This is a genomic window from Pseudonocardia charpentierae (assembly GCF_031845345.1).
GTDB classification, from domain to species: Bacteria; Actinomycetota; Actinomycetes; order Mycobacteriales; family Pseudonocardiaceae; genus Pseudonocardia; species Pseudonocardia charpentierae.
Genome location: NZ_JAVREJ010000006.1, coordinates 160,543 through 177,709 on the forward strand (window position 1 = coordinate 160,543; position 17,167 = coordinate 177,709).

The 17,167-nt window shown below is 72.5% G+C and carries 14 protein-coding genes and 1 pseudogene; 6 read left to right on the forward strand and 9 right to left on the reverse strand.

Annotation, left to right across the window (positions count from 1 at the left end; all coding sequences use genetic code 11):
* Positions 1-21: 21 nt before the first annotated feature.
* The 3 genes from RM445_RS11450 to RM445_RS11460 form a co-directional block, all read right to left on the reverse strand.
* On the reverse strand, positions 22-1,041 hold the full coding sequence (locus RM445_RS11450; RefSeq protein ID WP_311556163.1) for a PDR/VanB family oxidoreductase: 1,020 nt from the start codon (positions 1,039-1,041) through the stop codon (positions 22-24).
* Between the two features lie 3 nt (positions 1,042-1,044).
* Positions 1,045-2,331 (reverse strand): aromatic ring-hydroxylating dioxygenase subunit alpha, encoded by a 1,287-nt coding sequence (locus tag RM445_RS11455; RefSeq protein WP_311556164.1) that lies wholly within the window; start codon positions 2,329-2,331, stop codon positions 1,045-1,047.
* A gap of 65 nt (positions 2,332-2,396) precedes the next feature.
* Positions 2,397-3,890, reverse strand: a complete 1,494-nt coding sequence (locus RM445_RS11460; protein WP_311556165.1) for an MFS transporter — start codon at positions 3,888-3,890, stop codon at positions 2,397-2,399.
* Between the two features lie 320 nt (positions 3,891-4,210).
* Here RM445_RS11460 and RM445_RS11465 point away from each other — a divergent pair, with 320 nt between their 5' ends.
* Positions 4,211-5,752 carry a GAF domain-containing protein gene (locus RM445_RS11465; RefSeq protein WP_311556166.1) on the forward strand — a complete coding sequence of 514 codons (1,542 nt, stop codon included), beginning with the start codon at positions 4,211-4,213 and terminating at the stop codon, positions 5,750-5,752.
* Entirely contained in the window at positions 5,749-6,405 is a 657-nt protein-coding gene (locus tag RM445_RS11470) for a response regulator transcription factor (protein ID WP_311556167.1), read from the forward strand. Before RM445_RS11465 ends, RM445_RS11470 begins: the two co-directional genes overlap by 4 nt.
* A gap of 20 nt (positions 6,406-6,425) precedes the next feature.
* Here the strand turns inward: RM445_RS11470 and RM445_RS11475 are convergent, their stop codons facing one another.
* The 5 genes from RM445_RS11475 to RM445_RS11495 all read right to left on the reverse strand — a co-directional run bounded on the left by RM445_RS11475 (position 6,426) and on the right by RM445_RS11495 (position 11,161).
* Positions 6,426-7,445 (reverse strand): hypothetical protein, encoded by a 1,020-nt coding sequence (locus tag RM445_RS11475; RefSeq protein WP_311556168.1) that lies wholly within the window; start codon positions 7,443-7,445, stop codon positions 6,426-6,428.
* Between the two features lie 131 nt (positions 7,446-7,576).
* Complete coding sequence (locus tag RM445_RS11480) at positions 7,577-9,055, reverse strand: App1 family protein (protein ID WP_311556169.1); 1,479 nt, start codon at positions 9,053-9,055, stop codon at positions 7,577-7,579.
* The gene (ligD, locus tag RM445_RS11485; protein ID WP_449619177.1) at positions 8,998-9,969 is read right to left on the reverse strand and encodes a non-homologous end-joining DNA ligase; all 972 of its coding nucleotides are present in this window, start codon (positions 9,967-9,969) and stop codon (positions 8,998-9,000) included. Before ligD ends, RM445_RS11480 begins: the two co-directional genes overlap by 58 nt.
* Positions 9,970-10,061: 92 nt before the next feature.
* A complete protein-coding gene (locus RM445_RS11490) occupies positions 10,062-10,598 on the reverse strand; it encodes an MFS transporter (protein ID WP_311556259.1) in 537 nt (178 codons plus the stop codon).
* A gap of 29 nt (positions 10,599-10,627) precedes the next feature.
* A complete protein-coding gene (locus RM445_RS11495) occupies positions 10,628-11,161 on the reverse strand; it encodes an MFS transporter (protein ID WP_311556260.1) in 534 nt (177 codons plus the stop codon).
* A 187-nt stretch (positions 11,162-11,348) separates the two neighbouring features.
* On the opposite strand from RM445_RS11495, the gene RM445_RS11500 reads away from it, so the two are divergent.
* The 3 genes from RM445_RS11500 (at position 11,349) to RM445_RS11510 (ending at position 14,439) form a co-directional block, all read left to right on the forward strand.
* Entirely contained in the window at positions 11,349-11,696 is a 348-nt protein-coding gene (locus RM445_RS11500) for a YciI family protein (RefSeq protein WP_311556170.1), read from the forward strand.
* Positions 11,693-12,940, forward strand: coding sequence for an RNA polymerase sigma factor (locus RM445_RS11505; RefSeq protein WP_311556171.1), 1,248 nt, complete (start codon positions 11,693-11,695; stop codon positions 12,938-12,940). Before RM445_RS11500 ends, RM445_RS11505 begins: the two co-directional genes overlap by 4 nt.
* A gap of 104 nt (positions 12,941-13,044) precedes the next feature.
* A complete protein-coding gene (locus RM445_RS11510) occupies positions 13,045-14,439 on the forward strand; it encodes an MFS transporter (RefSeq protein ID WP_311556172.1) in 1,395 nt (464 codons plus the stop codon).
* A 24-nt stretch (positions 14,440-14,463) separates the two neighbouring features.
* Here RM445_RS11510 and RM445_RS11515 read toward each other — a convergent pair whose 3' ends face one another.
* Complete coding sequence (locus RM445_RS11515) at positions 14,464-14,694, reverse strand: hypothetical protein (protein ID WP_311556173.1); 231 nt, start codon at positions 14,692-14,694, stop codon at positions 14,464-14,466.
* 312 nt (positions 14,695-15,006) lie between these two features.
* Here RM445_RS11515 and RM445_RS11525 point away from each other — a divergent pair.
* Positions 15,007-17,055: pseudogene (locus RM445_RS11525) on the forward strand (phosphatidylglycerol lysyltransferase domain-containing protein); the annotation flags it as partial.
* Positions 17,056-17,167 lie beyond the last annotated feature (112 nt).

The following is a 17,167-nucleotide window of genomic DNA, read 5'->3' on the forward strand; positions in this document are numbered from 1 at the left end:
CCGATCCTCCCTCCCCGCCCCTCAGGGCACGTCGATGGTCACCGAGCCGTACTCCGCGCCCTGACCGTCGCCGTTCATCAGCCCGCCGGTCCGCGGGCTGACGATGCGGGACACGCAGCACTGCAGCCGGTCGTTCTTCTCGTGCTGGGCGTCGGAGAGGAAGACGTCCCGGTGGTCGATGGCCCCCTGGACGTCGAGGACCTTGACCTGGCAGAGCCCGCACTCCCCGCGCCGGCAGTCGTACATCATGTCCGCGCCGCAGGCCTCCAGGGCCTCGAGCATGGACACGTCGCCGGACACCGTGGTCTCCAGCCCGAGACGTGGGATGCGGACCCGGAACGCCTCGGGGGCGAACCGGCCGCTGGAGCCGAAGGTCTCGAACCGCAGGTCCGAGGGCCGCCGAGCCGTCCGAGCCCACGCCGCTTTGATCGCGTCGAGCATCGGGGCCGGGCCGCAGACGTAGAGCTCTCCGCCGTCGGGGACCGAGGCGACGAGCTCGTCGACGTCGAGCTTGCCGCCCTCGTCGTCGACGCGCAGGTCCATCCGGTCGCCGTGCTCGGCCGTCAGCTCGTCGACGAACGCCATCAACGATCGCGACCGCGCGCCGTAGACGAACCGGTAGTCCGCCCCGCGGGCCTTGAGCGTCTTGCCCATGGCGACCAGCGCGGTGATGCCGATGCCGCCGGCAGCCAGGACGTAGCCGGGGCGGCCGTAGTTGAGGGGGAAGTTCTGCAGCGGCTGGGTGATCTGCACCTCCTGGCCCCGGCGCAGCTGGTGGATGAACGCCGACCCGCCGCGGCTCTGCCGGGCGAGCTGGACCCCGAGGATGATCTCGTTGCCGTACGGGCCCGATCCGACCACCGAGTACGACCGCACGTCGGCCCGGCCGTTGACGTAGACACCGATGTCGATGTGGCTGCCCGGCGGCGCGGGCGCCTCCATCCGCTCGGGTGCGAGGACCACCTGGCGGACGTGCTGCGCGACCTCGCAGACGTCCACCACCCGCGCCCTGCCCCAGCGCTTGTGGCTCGTGGCTCCCATCGCTTACAACCCGCGCGCCATCAGACCGGCCTCGGGCCGGTCGCGATGCTTCGCCACCCCGTCGGACACCTCGGCCTCCATGCCCGTGCCCGCGGAGTGTCCGTTGCCCGTGCCGTTGTCCACCCGCGCGTTCTCCGCCGCGGTGACGGCGCTGAGAGCGGCGGCGGCGGTGCCGGAGTGCTCGTCGTCGGACCCGACGTCCGTGCTCGACTCTGCCGCGATCATGGCGGCCACCTTGCGCCGGGTCCACATGCTGCCGGCGTCGATGTTGAGGTTGTAGAAGTCGTAGCCGGGGTTGGCCTCGATCCCCCGCTGCTGGGCCTCCAGCATGACCTCGTCCTCGAAGAAGACGTTCGACACGCCCTCGCGCAGCCGGGTGGTGATCACCTGCTTGTCGAGGCACCAGTCGCGGGCGAAGGCCCAGAGGTAGAAGCAGGTGTTGTCGGTCTCGGGGGTCATCGTGTTGATCACGGTGCCGGTGACGCCCTGGCTGCGGTCGCCCTCGGGCGCGCCGGTCCCGGCCTTGGCCACGCCGACGTCGATCGCGACCGTCGAGGGTGCGGTGTAGTTGATGATCTGCCAGCGGTCGACGAGGCCGTCGTAGTCCGGGAAGCGGTCCTGCAGGTTGCGCTTCCAGAACGGCGGCGGCTCGATGCCGAGCATCCACTTGGTGACCGTCACCGTGTTCCCGCTGTGGGTGACCTCGAAGTCGGACTCGCTCAGCGAGTCGTGCCCGATGCTCGACCCGTGCACGAACTGCTCGTGGGTCAGGTCCATCAGGTTGTCGACGATCAGCTGGTAGCTGCAGTTGACGTGGATGGTCTTCCCGTCGCCCGCCCAGGCGGGGTCGTCGTTGTAGTGCAGGTCCGGCACCGTGCCCGGATCGGCCAGCGCCGGGTCGCCGGGCCACACCCACACGTAGCGGTGCCGCTCGACCACCGGGTAGGAGTGCACGGTCGCACTGGGGTTGATCGTGTCCTGCGCCGGCATGAAGGTGGCCCGCCCGTCGGCGTCGTAGCAGATGCCGTGGTAGCCGCACATGATCTCGTCGTCGCCGCGGAGCTTGCCCATCGACAGCGGCGCGAGGCGGTGCCAGCACGCGTCGGCGAGTGCGACGGCGCGGCCCCCGGTGGTCCGGTAGAACACGATCGGCCGGCCCGCGACGGTCTTGGCGAGCAGGTTGCGCCCCACCTCGTGGTCCCATGCGGCGGCATACCAGGCGTTGAGCGGGAAGTGGCGGACGGACGCGTGGGCGGTGGGGTTCTGCATCTGCGTCTGTGGTTGTGACATGGCACTTCTCCTTGCGGCGGCACCGACCGGCGCCGCCGTGGGTCGGAACGTGGTGGGTCGACCGGTCAGGCGGGAATCGGGTCCTCGTGGTGCGCGGGGGCCTCGCGCACACCGAGGTAGAGGAAGAACGAGACGATCATGATTCCGGCGGCGACGAAGACGCCCGGGGCCCAGCTGCCGGTGGCGTCGCGCAGGATGCCGCTGACGACGGGGCTGAGCACAGCGCCGATCTCGGAGACGAGGTTGAGCATCCCGAAGGCGGACCCGCGCTCGCTCGCCGGGACCATGTCGCCGGTCATGCCCTGCACGATCGGCTGCAGCGCGTTGAAGAACAGGCCGGAGCTGAACAGCAGCAGCCCGAGCAGGGCGAGTGACGGCCGCTCGCCCCCGGAGACGCTCCAGCCGAAGATCAGCACGAGCACCGAGTACACGCCGGTGCAGATGAGGGCCAGCTTCTTGCGGCTGCCGCCCGTGCGGACGGCCCGGTCGGCGAGCCACCCGCCCGCGGGGAAGCCGAGGATGCCTGCGCCGGCGTTGAACGCCGCAGTGAGCGCCGCGGCCAGCAGGCTGCTCTGCGCGGCCTCGCGGACGATCTGCACCGACCAGAAGCTGAAGAACCAGAGGTTCCACAGGATGGCGATGTAGGCCAGGTAGACCAGCCAGATGTTGCGGTTGAGCAGCGCAGGTCCGCGACCCGAGCGCTTGACGCTGCGCACGATGATCACGATGTAGATCAGCGCGATGACCGAGGCGACCGACGCGGTCAGCCACTCCGGCCATCGGAAGGTCTCGGCCACCAGGAACAGCGCGACGATCACGAGGAAGGTCGGCGCCGAGAACAGGATCAGCCGCAGGAGCGGCGGGCCGAGCCGCATCGCCCCGCCCAGCTTCGACCGGAAGAAGACGTATGCGATCACGGCGACGACGAAGGTGAACGCGGCGAAGACGAAGAACGGCATCCGCCACGCCTCGCCGCCCATTCCCAGTGACGCGCCCCAGCCGATCAGGATCGGGGTGAAGATGATGCCGACGGTCAGGCCGATCGACAGGCCGGCGATGACGATGCCGAGCCCGAGCGTCCGCTTCGCGACCGGGGTGTGGTTGATGATGAGCGTGCGGTCGTTGGAGTAGAAGACGCCCTCACCCAGGCCGGTCAGCACGCGGGCGGCGACGAAGGCCACGAGCCCGGCCATCAGGCCCGAGACGATGGTCAGCACGCACGCGGCCAGCAGGGAGACGATGATCATTTCCCGATGCCCGAACCGGTCGCCCAACCGGCCGCCCGGGTACTGGGTGAGCATGTAGCCGAGGAAGAACATCGAGCCCACGAGCCCGCCGAGGGTGGCAGGGTTGGCCGCGTCGCCGATGAACCCCGCCTTGTTCTGGATCATCCATGCGATCACTGGTCCCGTGAGGGTGCGGTCGGCGTAGCTGACCACCCAACCGAGGAGCAGCACGGCCCACAGGGCCTTGTAGGGCGACAGAGGATGGCCCTCTCGCCCCTCGTCGAGCAGCTGTTCGTTCCGGGCGGTGTCGCTGTCGTGGCTACCGGTCGCCATCGGCCCCTCCTCCTTCCTCGCTGCGTTGCGACCCCGGCGTGAGCCGCGTCACGGGGGTAGCGCGAATGGTGCGCCGGAAAACATCCGGTTCGCCAGTGAGATCGCCCGGGAAAGGTTTGCGCGATACCGCGGATCGGCCGTGCACATTTGCCTGGACCAGCTCCGCCATTCCGCTTACCCCGGACGCCGCAGGAGTTGCCGCGGGATGTCGCAGAGGCAATGCTGAGCGGCCCGGACAGTCCCGCGGCGCGGGTGTGGTTGCGATCTGCACCGCACCCGCGGTAGCGGCCGTCCCGTTCGTGGCGTCGAGGAGGAGCCCGATGGCGATGCCGCCGGCCCCCGCCTCAAACGGCGGCGCCGCCACGGCGGTCGGCCCGGACGTCATGGCCGCCGCACTGGAGGCCTCTGCCGACGGCGTCGCCCTGCTCGACGAGCAGGGGCGCTGCCTCTTCGTCAACCCGGCCGCGTGCGGCCTTCTCGGCGCACCGTCCGCCGACCTGCTGGGACAGCCGGGGCCCTTTGCCGGATCCGAGGACGCGCCATCCGGAACGGCGCGCCCGCGCCGCGTGGTCCGGTGGAGGGCGCCGGGCTCGCTGCGCGAGCGGGAACTCGAGTACCAGCGACGTGCCGTACCGGGGGTGGACGGTCGCAGGCTTACGGTCGTCACCTTCCGCGACGTGACCGACGTCCGGCTCCAGCAGCGGCGGTTCACCGCCTTCGCGACCGCTGCCGCGAACATCGCCTACGCCGGATCGCTGCGAGGCACGCTCGACACGATCTGCGCCCAGCTGGTGGAGACGGCCGGCCTGGCGGGCGCACAGATCTTCCTCGTCGACGCCTCCGGCAACAGGATGCGGGTCCACGGAGCCGCACCCGTCGACCGGTGGCCGCCCGACTTCACCCTGCGCCTCGAAGAGGCACGGCAGCGCGGGGCGGAGCTCAGCTCGTTCGAGGCGCTGCGGACCGGCCGGCCGGTGGCGACCCGGCGCAGGAAGGCACAGATGCTCGCGGACCCCCGCTGGGCCCCGTTGCACGACCAGCTCGACAGCTTCGCCTGGGACGACTTCGTGGCCGTGCCCCTGGTGGTCCGTGACCGCGCCGTCGGCGCACTCAACGCCTACTGCCGGCCCGGCCACGAACCCGACGACGACGAGATCGCGTTCCTGACGGCGATGGCCGACCAGGCCGCCGTCGCCGTGGAGAACGCCCGCCTGCTCACCGAGGTCCGTGGCCAGGCCGCCTCGGACGAGCGGCACCGGCTCGCCCGGGAGCTGCACGACTCCGCCTGCCAGCGGTTGTTCTCCCTCACGCTGCACCTGCGGGCGGCCGAGCTGACCCGTGCGGAGGGGACCCCGCCGGACACCCTCCTGCGCACCCTCGACGAGCTGGCCCACGCGGCACTCGACGACATGCGGGCGCTGATCTTCGAGCTCCACCCGACCCTGCTCGACACGCACGGACTGGTCGGCGCCGTGCGCGAGCAGGCGGCGTGGGTCACCCGGCGGGGCGGGCCGGAGGTGACCGTCGACGGGCCCCGGGAACGCCTCGACCTCGGGCTCGACGCCGAACTCGACGCCTACCGGCTGGTGCAGGAGGCGCTCCACAACTGTGTGAAGCACGCGCGGGCGGCGCACGTCCACGTCCGGATCGGTCCGGTCGACGACAACCCGCAGACGCTGCTGGTCGAGGTCGGCGACGACGGTGTCGGTTTCGATCCTCGGGTCGTCACCCCCGGGCTCGGGCTGGTGTCGATGCGCGAGCGGGCCGAGCGCCTCGGTGGCCGGCTCGTCGTCGCCCGGCGGCCGGCCGGTGGGACGGTCGTCCGGCTGCTCGCCCCGCGTGTCCTGGGTGATCCCGGATGACCGGCGAGACGATCCGGGTCTTCGTGGTCGACGACCACGAGGTGGTGCGGCTGGGTCTGCGGGCGTTCCTCGGAGCCACGCCCGGGATCGAGGTGGTCGGCGAGGCGGCCGACGGCCGGTCCGCGCTGCAGGATCTCGACGCGCTCGCGGCCCGGGACGCGCTGCCGGACGTCGTGCTGATGGACCTGGTCATGCCCGAGCCCGACGGTGTCGCGACGACGGCACTGGTCAAGAAGGCCCACCCGGCCGTCGACGTGGTGGTGGTCACCAGCTTCGGGGAGGCCCACCGCGTCCAGGGCGCGCTGGAGGCCGGCGCCACCGGTTACGTGCTCAAGGACGCCGAGGTCGACGAGATCGTCGAGGCGATCCGGGCCGCGCACCGGGGCGAGGTGCACCTCGACGCCGCCGTGGCCCGGGTGCTGACCCGTTCACTCGTCGCGCCGCGGCGAGGAGTCGCCGCGCTGACCGCCCGGGAGCGCGACGTGCTCGTCCTGGTCGCGGAGGGCCGGTCGAACCGGGAGATCGGGCGGATGTTGTCGATCGGCGAACGTACGGTGCAGACGCACCTGGGCAACGTGCTGATGAAGCTGGAACTGTCGTCGCGGACGCAGGCCGCGCTGTGGGCGGTCCGGGAGGGCCTGGTCCGCCTCTGAGCAGCGCACCAGCGCGGCGGTCAGTCGTCGGAGTCGTCGGCGCGGTGCCGGCCGCCGGAGTCGGAGTCGGAGTCGGAGTCGGAGTCGTCCGCGTGGTGGCGGCCGCCGTCGTCGGAGCGTTCGCGGTCGCCCTGGTCGCGGCTCTTGCCGTCCCGGTCCTCGTGGTCGCGGTCCTTCTTGTCGCGGTCCTCGTGGTCGCGGTCCTTCTTGACGCGGTCCTCGTGGTCGCGATCCTTCTTGACGCGGTCCTCGTGGTCGCGATCCTTCTTGTCGCGGTCCTCGTGGTCGTCGTCGCGATCCCGGCGGTCGTCGTCGGAACGATCCTCGTGAGATCGCCTGAGAGCGGCACGGTCCCGGTCGTTCGCGCTGTCGCCGTCGTCGGAATCCGCCGCGTCCCTGTCGTCGTCCCGATCCCTCGTCCAGCCCCGGTCGTCGGACCTCTCGGCCTGCTCGGTGTCCCGGTTCTCGTCGTCCCGGTCAATCACGGCGCGATTGCTGGAACGGCTCCTGCCGCTGTCCGACCCGCGGTCGGACCGGTCGTCGGACGTGATGTCGTCCGCCGCGTGGCGGCCGGTCGCCGGAGGGAGCGCCTCCGCCGCGAGGACGTCGCCGTCGACCGGCTCGCTCGGGGCGTCGTTCGTCGGGTGGGGGGTGGGTAGCCGCAACCGCGGAACCGCGGACGGAGCGGCCGGCCTCGAGTTCGCGACGACGGGTTGCGCAGCGGTGGGCGCCTCGGGGGACGAGGTCGGTGCAGTCGTGGACGTGGCGGTGGACGTGGCGGTGGACGTGGCGGTGGACGTGGCGGTGGACGTGGTGGTGGACGTGGTGGTGGGCACGGGTGCGGCCGCGACGGGCGACTCGGGCTCAGGCGGTGACGGCGGCGCGGGGGCCTGCGGTTCCGCCGCCATCGACACCGCGACCATCGTGCTGCACAGCAGCGCACCACTGACCGCCAGCCCGCGCGCGGCGGGTGACAGGGTCGGCCAGGCGCGGCCCTCGCGACGCAGGAGGTCGGCCACGGGCCACTGCGTCGCGGACATACCGCGACGGTGCGTTGCCATGTCACCTCCCCGGAGTGCCCCTTCAGGTAACGATTAGGTCTCCCGGATGCCGCGGTCGCAAACACCTCGCCACGGTCAGTGGTCGACCTGCGACGCTACGAAAACGCTGGTCACAAAGGTGAGCGGCGGTCGGACAGGTCGTCGTCGAGGCGCCCGAGGCGGTGAGCGATGCGGCTGCCGGAGCGCGCGACGTCGACGGTCCATGGCACGCGGGGCGGGCGGTTCGGGTGAGTCTCGCGGCGCACGTCGTCGACCTGCGCGGGGTCGAGGAGCCCCAGCGAGGCCGCGTGCTCGGCGATCTGGACGCTGTCGTCGACGACCAGCATCGGCACTCCGGCGGCGGTGGTGGCGGCAGCGAGCGTGTCCACCTCGGTGGCGCGGCGCGGGTTCAGGGCTCCGGTGCGCCGGACGTAGATCGCCCGGATCCGGCCGGGGTGCTCGTGGGCCGCGGCCGCGTAGATCTCCGGGTCGAGCTGTCCCGTGTCGCCGACCAGCAGCAGCGCCATACCGGGGTGTTCAGCGAGGATGCGCCGGATGAGCCCGGACTTGTGCTCGCGGGAGCCGATGCGGAACAGGTTGCCGCGGCCGGGGCCCCAGTCGGTCAACAGCAGCGGACCGAACGGGAAGCCGCGCAGCGCGATGAACTCCAGCAGCATCTCGTGCAGGTTCCACGGGCTGGTCGACAGGTAGAACACCGGCAGACCGGCCTCGCCGGAGCGGCAGACCAGCGCCCGGTACAACGCGGCGGCCCCGGGCAGCGGTGCGCGATCGGTGACCTCCGTGAGCAGCGTGATGCGGAGGAACTCCAGCCCGCGGGTCAGCCCGGTCTCGAGGATCGTGTCGTCGACGTCGCTGACGAGCCCGAGGGAGACGTCCGGCGACACCACGAGGACGGGCGTGTGCACGGTGGTGCCGTCGGCGAGGCTGAGCTCGACGTCGTGCCAGCCGGGCGACAGCCCCGGGTCGGTGAGGACGACGTCGACGTAGCCGTCGCGGTCACTGCGCCCGGTGGCGGTGGCACCGGGCGTGCGAGCGGTGACCGCCGCATCGGCCACCTCGACGCTCAGGAACCGCGCCAGGCTGGTGCGCAGCGTGGAGCGGCGGGATCGCCGGGCGGGCGCCTGCCCCGGTTCGCGGACGGGCGCGAGCACGCCGTCGTCCGGCACCGGCACCGTCCTGGCCCGCGCCTCGGGCCTGCCGAATACCGCGCGTGCGCCGAGTTCCACCCGCTGCGGAGAGCCGTGCCCGACGAACGGGATCAGGAGCGGAGCCGTGGAGCGACGGAACAGGCGCAGCAGGGCGATCTGCAGCACCCGCACGCCGTCCTCGACGAGAGTGGCGACGCGGATCAGCGCAGCGCGGACGAGCGCCGCCCTGGCTCTGGCCACCCACACGAGCGCCGCGGCGCCCGCCACCGTCACTCCGGCGGGCACCGGCCGTCTCCACCGCACGCGCATGCGGAGCAGCCTGCCGATCGCGTAGGCGTGCCGCCAGTCCTGCAGCAGCGCGTCGCCGATCGGAGCGCCGGCCGTCAGGGCGCCGGGAGGACCACCTCGTCGGGCGCCCGGTCCGGCCGCAGGCCGCGCCACGCGGCGTGCCGCAGCCGGCCGTCGCGCGTCACGAGCCGGTACTCGACCTCGCCGACCAGGATGGGGTCCACCCAGCGGGCCTTGCGGGCGTGCTCGCGCGGCACGACCTCGTCGAAGGGGCTGGTCGGCCTGGCCAGCGGCCGCAGGCGGCGCATCAGGTCGGTGAGCACCGCGTCGGAGAACCCGGTGCCCACGTGGCCGAGGTAGCGCAGGCTGCCGTCGGCGTCGTGCGCGCCCAGCAGCAGCGATCCGAACGTGCGGGTGCGCCGGCCCTCCCCCACGGTCCACCCGCCGATCAGCACCTCCTGGGTGCGGATCAGGGCGGTCTTGATCCAGGCCGCCGAACGGCGCCCCGGCTCGTAGCGCGCGGCCCGGCGCTTGGCCACGACGCCCTCGAGGCCGTGCCCGTCGGCGATCTCGAGCAGCTGCTTCCCGTCGACGTCGGTATACGACGGCGGCACGAGCACCCGCTCCGCCGGGGCGAGCTCGGCGAGCCGGGCCCGGCGCTCGTCGTAGGGGGCGGCGAGCAGCGACTCGCCGTCGTGGAACAGCACGTCGAAGACGTAGTACGAGACCGGGAGGCGCGCGCGCAGCTCCGCCGACGGATGGCGGACGTGCATGCGGTCCTGCAGCAGCCCGAAGTTCGGCCGGCCCCGCTCGTCGAGGACCACGATCTCCCCGTCGAGCAGGACGGGCCGGCCTCCGCTGGCCGCGACGATCCCGGCGAGCTCCGGGTAGCCGGCGGTGACGTCGTTGCCGAGACGGCTGGTGAGCTGGACCTGGTCGCCGGCGGCTGCGACGACGGCGCGCACCCCGTCCCACTTGAACTCGAAGGCCCACCCGGGCCCCGCCGGCACCTTCCCGGCGGTGGCGAGCATGGGCATGACCGGCTCGGGGAGCGCGGCGGCGGTCACGGGCACAGTGTCCGCGCTGTTCGCGCCGCGCGCCGCCTCCGTAGGTCACCCAAGAGGTTTGGAAAGCCACTTTCCTGCAACCACGCCGGGGCTCAGATGGCGCGCGGCGAGCCCGCGCCCTCCGCCCGCGTGGTGCCCTTTCGGCCGGCGTTCAGCGGCGTGGCGACGTCCTCCAGCGACTGCCCCTCCGCGTTGACGCCGTGGACGAGCGCCACGATCCCGCCGACGATCATGATCGCGCCGCCCATCAGGTAGCCGTAGAAGAGCTTCGACGGGTCGCTGCCGTCGCCGATGAGCGCGCCGTAGATCACCGGGGCGATCGCCCCGAAGCACTGCGCGATGGCGAAGAACACCGCGATCGCCTTGGCGCGGACCTCCATCGGGAAGATCTCGCTCACCGTCAGGTAGGCCGAGCTCCCACCGGCGGAGGCGAAGAAGAAGATCACGCACCAGGCGACGGTCTGTGTGATCGCGTTGAGCGCACCGGCGTAGAAGAGGAACGCACTGATCGCCAGCAGCACGCCCGACGTCACGTAGGTGATCGCGATCATCTTCCGGCGGCCGATCGTGTCGAAGAAGTGTCCGAGCGCGAGCGGGCCGACGAGGTTCCCGACGGCGAAGGCGATCAGGTAGAGCGGGGTGTTCTCCGACGCACGCCTTAGAACTTCCCCAGCACCAGCGTCGCGGTGAAGAAGATCGCGTTGTAGAGGAACGACTGCGTGATCATCATCGTGGCGCCGAGGATCGACCGCGTCGGGTACTCGCGGAAGAGCACACGCAGCAGCGTCAGATAGCCGTGGTCCTCGCCGGCCTTGACGTCGATGGCCTTGCTCTCGTCGACGGGCGGGAGCTCGCGGCCGGTCTTCTCCTGGACCTCGTGCTCCATGAAGGCGATCGACTTCTCGGCCTCGTCGGTGCGGCCGTGCATGACCTGCCACCGCGGGCTCTCGGGCAGGTGCCGCCGGATGAAGATGATGACGATGCCGAGGATCAGGTAGACGGTGGCCAGCAACCCCACCTGGGTGGACGAGAGCCCCAGCGTGTCCGGATGGGTGAGTGTGTCGCCGACGGCGCTGGCGATGCTGATCTCCAGGCCGTCGAGGATCCACGCGACCCCCAGCGCTGCGACCATGCGGGTGTGGAACGGGGACCAGGGAAGGCGGTCGATACGGGCCGGGATCAGGCTCCGCACGGCTCCACCTGCGGCAACGGACATGGACGCGCCATCCCCGATGCCAGGACATCAAACTACCAATGCTAACTAATGCAGGTCATAGAACAGCAAAATTGGCGTCGGTGTCCTTCCGGCGGCTGTCCGATCGTCCCCAGGATGAGCACCGGCGACCATGCCGGGCCCCGACCCCCTCAGGAGGATCCCGATGACTCTGTACGCCGCGCTCATCTACGGTGCCGAACTCGACCGGGGCGACGGCTCGCCGCGCGAGATGTCCAGCGAGTACGCCGAGTTCAGCAAGGCCGCCGCGGCGGTCATCCGCGGCGGCGAGGGCCTCTACCCGACGTCCACGGCCACGGTGGTGCGGGTGATCGGCGGCAAGGGCGGCGACGTCGTGACGACTGACGGCCCGTACGCCGAGACCAAGGAGGTGCTCAACGGCTTCTACCTGCTGGAGTGCGCCGACCTCGACGAGGCGATCGCCACGGCGGCCCGCATCCCCGGGGCCTGGCACGGGGCGGTGGAGGTCCGGCCGGTGATCGAGTTCGCATGACCCTGCCCGATCCGGCGCACGCCGCCCTCGTCCGCCTCGTGCGCGACGAGGGCCGGCGTGTGCTGGCCACGCTCGTGCGGCACACAGGAGATCTACAGCTCGCCGAGGACGCCGTGCAGGACGCGGTCCTGCGGGCACTGGACACCTGGCCGCGCACCGGCGTCCCGCCGCAGCCGCGGGCGTGGATGACGCTCACCGCGCGCAACCGGGCCGTCGACCTCGTCCGTCGGGAGTCCGCCCGAACCGGGAAGGAGGCCGAGGCCGTGCGTCTGCTGGAGCCGCCCGCCGACGAGCCACCCGAGATGCTGCGCGACGACCAGTTGCGGCTGGTGTTCACCTGCTGCCATCCGGCGCTGGCGCTCGAGACACAGGTCGCACTGGCCCTGCACACGCTCTGCGGGCTGTCCACCGCCGAGGTGGGCCGTGCGCTGCTCGTCCCCGAGGCGACGATGTCCAAACGCCTGATTCGGGCGAAGCAGAAGATCGCTCGGGCCCACATCCCGTACCGGGTGCCGGACGCCGCGGAGCTGCCCGACCGGCTGCACGGGGTCGCGGCGACGGTGTACCTGCTGTTCACCGAGGGCTACGGACGGGCCGACGGCGCGACGGCCGCCGACGAGGCCCTGCGCCTGGCCCGGCTGTTGCACGGGCTGATGCCGGACGAGCCGGCGGTGCTCGGCCTGCTGGCACTGCTGCTGCTGCAGGACTCGCGGCGCTCCACCCGTTTCACCGCAGCCGGCGACGCCGTGCCGCTGGCCGAGCAGGACCGCGCGCAGTGGCATCGTCCGTCGATCACCGAGGGCGTGGTGCTCGTCGGCGAAGGGCTGCGCCGCAGCCCCGGGCGCCCCGATCCGTACGTGGTCCAGGCCGCCATCGCCGCCTGCCACGCTCTGGCCCCCGCCTCGTGCGACACCGACTGGTCGGCGATCCTGTCGTGGTACGACGTGTTGCTCACCGTGCACGACACACCGGTGGTGCGGCTCAACCGGGCCGTCGCGGTCGGCGAGTGCCGCGGTCCGCAGGCGGCGATGGCGGAGCTGGACGCCCTCGCGACTCTGGGCGGCTACCCGCTCTGGCACGCGACCCGCGCCGAATTGCTGGTCCGGCTGGAACGCGTGGACGAGGCACGTACGGCGTTCGACGAGGCGCTGGCCCTGCCCCTCAGCGAAGCCCAGCGCCGGCACGTCGCCGGCCGACGGGCCGCGTTCGTCGACGAAGTTGCCGGTGAGAGGCCTGTCACGTGAGTGCACTCACGTGATTCCTCCTAACGTCTGAATCGATTCCGACGATACTGGGGTAGGTGCCCGACGGCGTGCACGTCCCGTCCCACCACCACCGAGGTTGAGTCATGTCCGTCCTCCTGGACCGCCCGCGCCGTGCGCGCCGCGGCTCCATCCCGTCGCCCACGAGGCTGCTGACCGCCGTCGCCGCCCTCTTCGCCTTCGACGGCGCCGTCTTCGGCAGCTGGGCCGCACGCATCCCCGACGTCACCACGCAGGTCGGCGCCTCGCACACGGCGCTCGGCCTCGCTCTGCTGTGCGTCTCGATCGGTGCGCTGGCGAGCATGCAGCTCGCCGGGGCACTGTGCGCCCGCCTGGGTGCCGGGCTGGTCGCCAGCGTGTCCGCGGTGCTGATCTGCGTGGCGGTCACCCTGCCCGGCCTCGCCCGGACGCTGCCCGAGCTCGGCGCGGCGCTGCTCGCCTTCGGCGCGGCGACCGGAGCGGTCAACGTGGCCGCCAACAGCGCCGGCGTCCGGCTCGAGGCCGCGGGCGACCGCCCGATCATGCCCGGGCTGCACGCCGCGTTCAGCTTCGGCGGGCTCTTCGGGGCGGCCGTCGGCGGCGTCGCGTCCGGGCTCGGCGGGGTGGCCACGCACCTGCTGGCCGTGGGCGCGGTCGGAGTGCTGCTCACCGCCGCGATCGCGCCGGTGCTCGTCGCCGGTGATGCGGGCCGGCAGGTGTCCGTCGCGCCGGCCGCCGAGCCGCGACACGCGTCGACCGCTCCTCGTCGCCTGCTCGTCGTGCTCGGCCTGATCGCCGGCTGCACGGCCTACGGCGAGGGCGCGATCACCGACTGGGGCGCCCTGCACCTGCGGGAGACCTTGGCGGCGACCCCGGCCATGGCTGCCGCCGGATACGCCGCGTTCTCGCTGGCGATGGCCTGCGGGCGCCTCCTCGGCAGCCGGTTGGTGCGGTCCTTCGGGGCGACGCACGTCCTCGTCCTCGGCTCCGCACTCGCCGCGATCGGCATGCTCGCCGCCGCCCTCGCCCCGTCCGCCGAGGTGGCGCTGGCCGGCTTCGCGCTGGTCGGGCTGGGTCTGGCCAACGTGTTCCCGCTCGCGATCGCCCGTGCGGGTGCTCTCGGCGGGTCGAAGGGGGTGGCCCTGGCCTCGACGGTCGGCTACACCGGACTGCTCGGCGGCCCGCCCCTGATCGGGCTGCTCGTCGGCGGCGTGGGCCTGCCGGCCGCGCTGACCACGGTGTCGCTGCTCGCGGCGGTTGCCGGGGCTCTGAGCCTGTACGCGACGCCGCAGCGCGCCCTCGTGCACGCGCGGGTGGCCGGCGCGCTCGACGCCGGGCGGGAGCGTGCCGTCGCCGGGCTGGCCCCCGCGGTGGTCCGCTACGGCCCGTCGATGCGCCGCTGGGCGGACGACCTCACCCTGCTCGGCGCCGCCGACGGATCGACCGCCGTGCCGGCTCCGACCCGCACCCTCACCCCGCTCACGGCCGTGTACCTACGTTGATCCAGGGAAACGGACCGGGGACGGCTACTCCCCCTGGTCCTCCTCACCGGGAGGCAGGTCCTCGAAGGTGCCGGCCTCGGTCGTGACGGCCCCGCCGCCCCCGGCCGTGTCGGCGCCCGATCCTGCGCCCGATCCGGCGCCGTCCGCGTGGATCTCGCTGCCGCCGTACTCGACGGAGCCGGCTCCGGGTCCCTCACCAGGAGCGATCTCCGCGACGGTGTCCGGGTCGATCGGGGGGTTGTGCGACTGGGTCATCCGGTCGTCTCCTTCCGTGTGACCGATGCGTACCCGGCCCGACCGGCGGGGGCAACGCCGGGCGGGACCTCATCCGCCGTGCGGAAGCGCGAACCTCGTGTCCGCCGACGCAGGACTCGCAGGATTTGTGGACCGCGGTGCGCCGCGCGTGCGCTGCGCTCCTATCGTCGGCCAGGTGGCCTCGGATGCCGATCTCCCTGCCGGCGGCACGCCCGCCCCTGCCGGCAGCCAACGCGCGCAGCGCCTGCGCAAGGCCGACGACGCGCGCGCCAGCTACCCGTACCGGTACGCCACCGACGCCACCGCAGCCACATCCGCGCGCTGGAGCACGGCATGCCGCCGACGGGCGGGCTCGGCATCGGGATCGACCGGCTGGTCATGCTGCTGGCCGGCGTCGACTCGATCCGCGAGGTGATCCTCTTCCCGACGCTGCGCCCGGAGTTCGTTCCGCCCCCGGGCGGTGGGCCCGGCGGCGCCCCACGCCCGCTCGCGGCGCCCACCCCGATCGCCTCGGGCAGCGTCGCCGGCTCTGCGGACCCCGCCGGCGACCTGGCGTCGACCTCCTCGGTGGCCACCCTGCCGTCGATGGCCCCGTCGACGCACCCCATCACCCCGCCCGAGCGCCGGACGGGGCTGCAGCCGCGCGCGGTCACGACGATCGCCGCCCTGACCGCGCTGTGCGGCGTGCTGCAGCTGTTGAGCATGATCCCGAACGTGGCGTCGCGGTTCGACACCCGCGAAGACGCCTTCGGGCCGCTGTGGGTGCCGGTCGCCGGCCACGTCGTGTCGGTGATCGCCGGGCTGCTGCTGATCCTGCTCGCCGACCAGCTCGGCAAGGGCAAGCACTCGGCGTGGCGGGTGGCCGTGGCACTGTTCGTGCTGGGCGCGGTCGCGCACCTGGTCAGGGGCCCGCACCCGATAGCGCTGGCGTTCTGCGTCGGTATGTTCGTTGCGCTGCTGGCGTACCGGAAGTCCTTCGGAGCGCCCGTCGACCCGCCGTCGCTGTTCCGCCTCGTCCGGTTCGTGCCGGTGTACCTGGCGGCCGTGCTCGTCTTCGGCGTCGTCGCGCTGTGGGCGGAGCGGAGTCGGCTCGACCCGGACCTCACGCCCGGGGGCGTGCTGGAGACGGTGTTCGGCGGGCTTGTCGGACTCGACGGCCCGTACACGTACCGGTCGCCGTTCTTCGCCGCCTACTTCACGGCGGCACTGCTCGCCCTGGGCGTCGTCGGCCTGATCGTGCTCGCGATCCTGCTGTTTCGCCCCCTGGCAGCGCGCACCGAGCACACCGAGGGCGACTGGGAGCACGCCACGCGCCTCGTGCACACCTACGGCTGGGACACGCTGGCCTACTTCGCCCTGCGCGACGACAAGAACTTCTTCTTCGCCCGCGACGGCGAGGCGTTCCTCGCCTACACCTACATCGGCGGCTACGCGCTGGTGTCCGGCGACCCGATCGGCGCGCAGGGATCGGTGGTGGCGGTGTTCGACGAGTTCCTCGAGATGTGCGACGAGCGGGCCTGGACCCCCGCGCTGCTCGCCGCACGCGAGGCCAGCATGCCGCTCTACGCGTCGCGCGGGTTCTCGGCGTTCTACCTGGGCGACGAGGCGATCGTCGACTGCCGCCGGTTCTCCCTGGAGGGCGCGCGGCACAAGAGCCTGCGGGCGGCCGTGCGGCGGGTGGGGCGGACGCACCGCTTCCAGCTCGTGGCGGAGTCGAACGCCTCTGCGCCGCTCGTGGAGCAGCTCAACGCCATCAGCGCGCGCTGGCGGGGCAAGAACCCCGAGCGCGGCTTCACGATGTCGCTCTCGCAGGACGTCCGCGGCGCCGGGGCGAACCCGGAGTTCCTGCTGTGCGTGGCGCTGCGCGACGACGGCACGCCGTCGGGGTTCCTGCGGCTGGTACCCGCCTACGGGCCCTCGTTCGGCTACACGCTCGACCTCATGCGGCACGACCCCGACGCCCCCAACGGGATGACGGAGTTCCTCATCGCCTCCACCGCCGGGGCGCTGCGCGACCGGGGGGTGGCGCGGCTGTCGATGAACTTCGCGATGTGGGGGCGGCTGTTCGCCGACGACGTGCCGTTCACCGCCGCCCAGCGTGCGGCCCGGTGGGCGGTCGGCGTGCTCAACCCGTTCTTCCAGATCAGGTCGCTGCACGACTTCAACGCGAAGTTCGACCCGGAGTGGCTGCCGCGGGTGCTCGCCTACCGCCGCCGGAGGGACCTGCCGCGGGTGGGACTGCGTTACGCCGGCGCCGAGGGCTTCCTCGCGCTGCCCGGAATCGGGGAGCTGCTCGTGCCGAGGACCGTCGGCGGGGTCGGATCGCCCTCCGCCCCGCCCGCCGACCGGCGGACCGCCTGACCCCTGTCCACCGATCGGTGGACGGCCACGTCGACCGGCACAGGGGCCAATCCGTCGACTGTGCCGCGGCTTCCCGCGGGGCATCGTCAGGGGTGTCGGACAACAAGCCCGG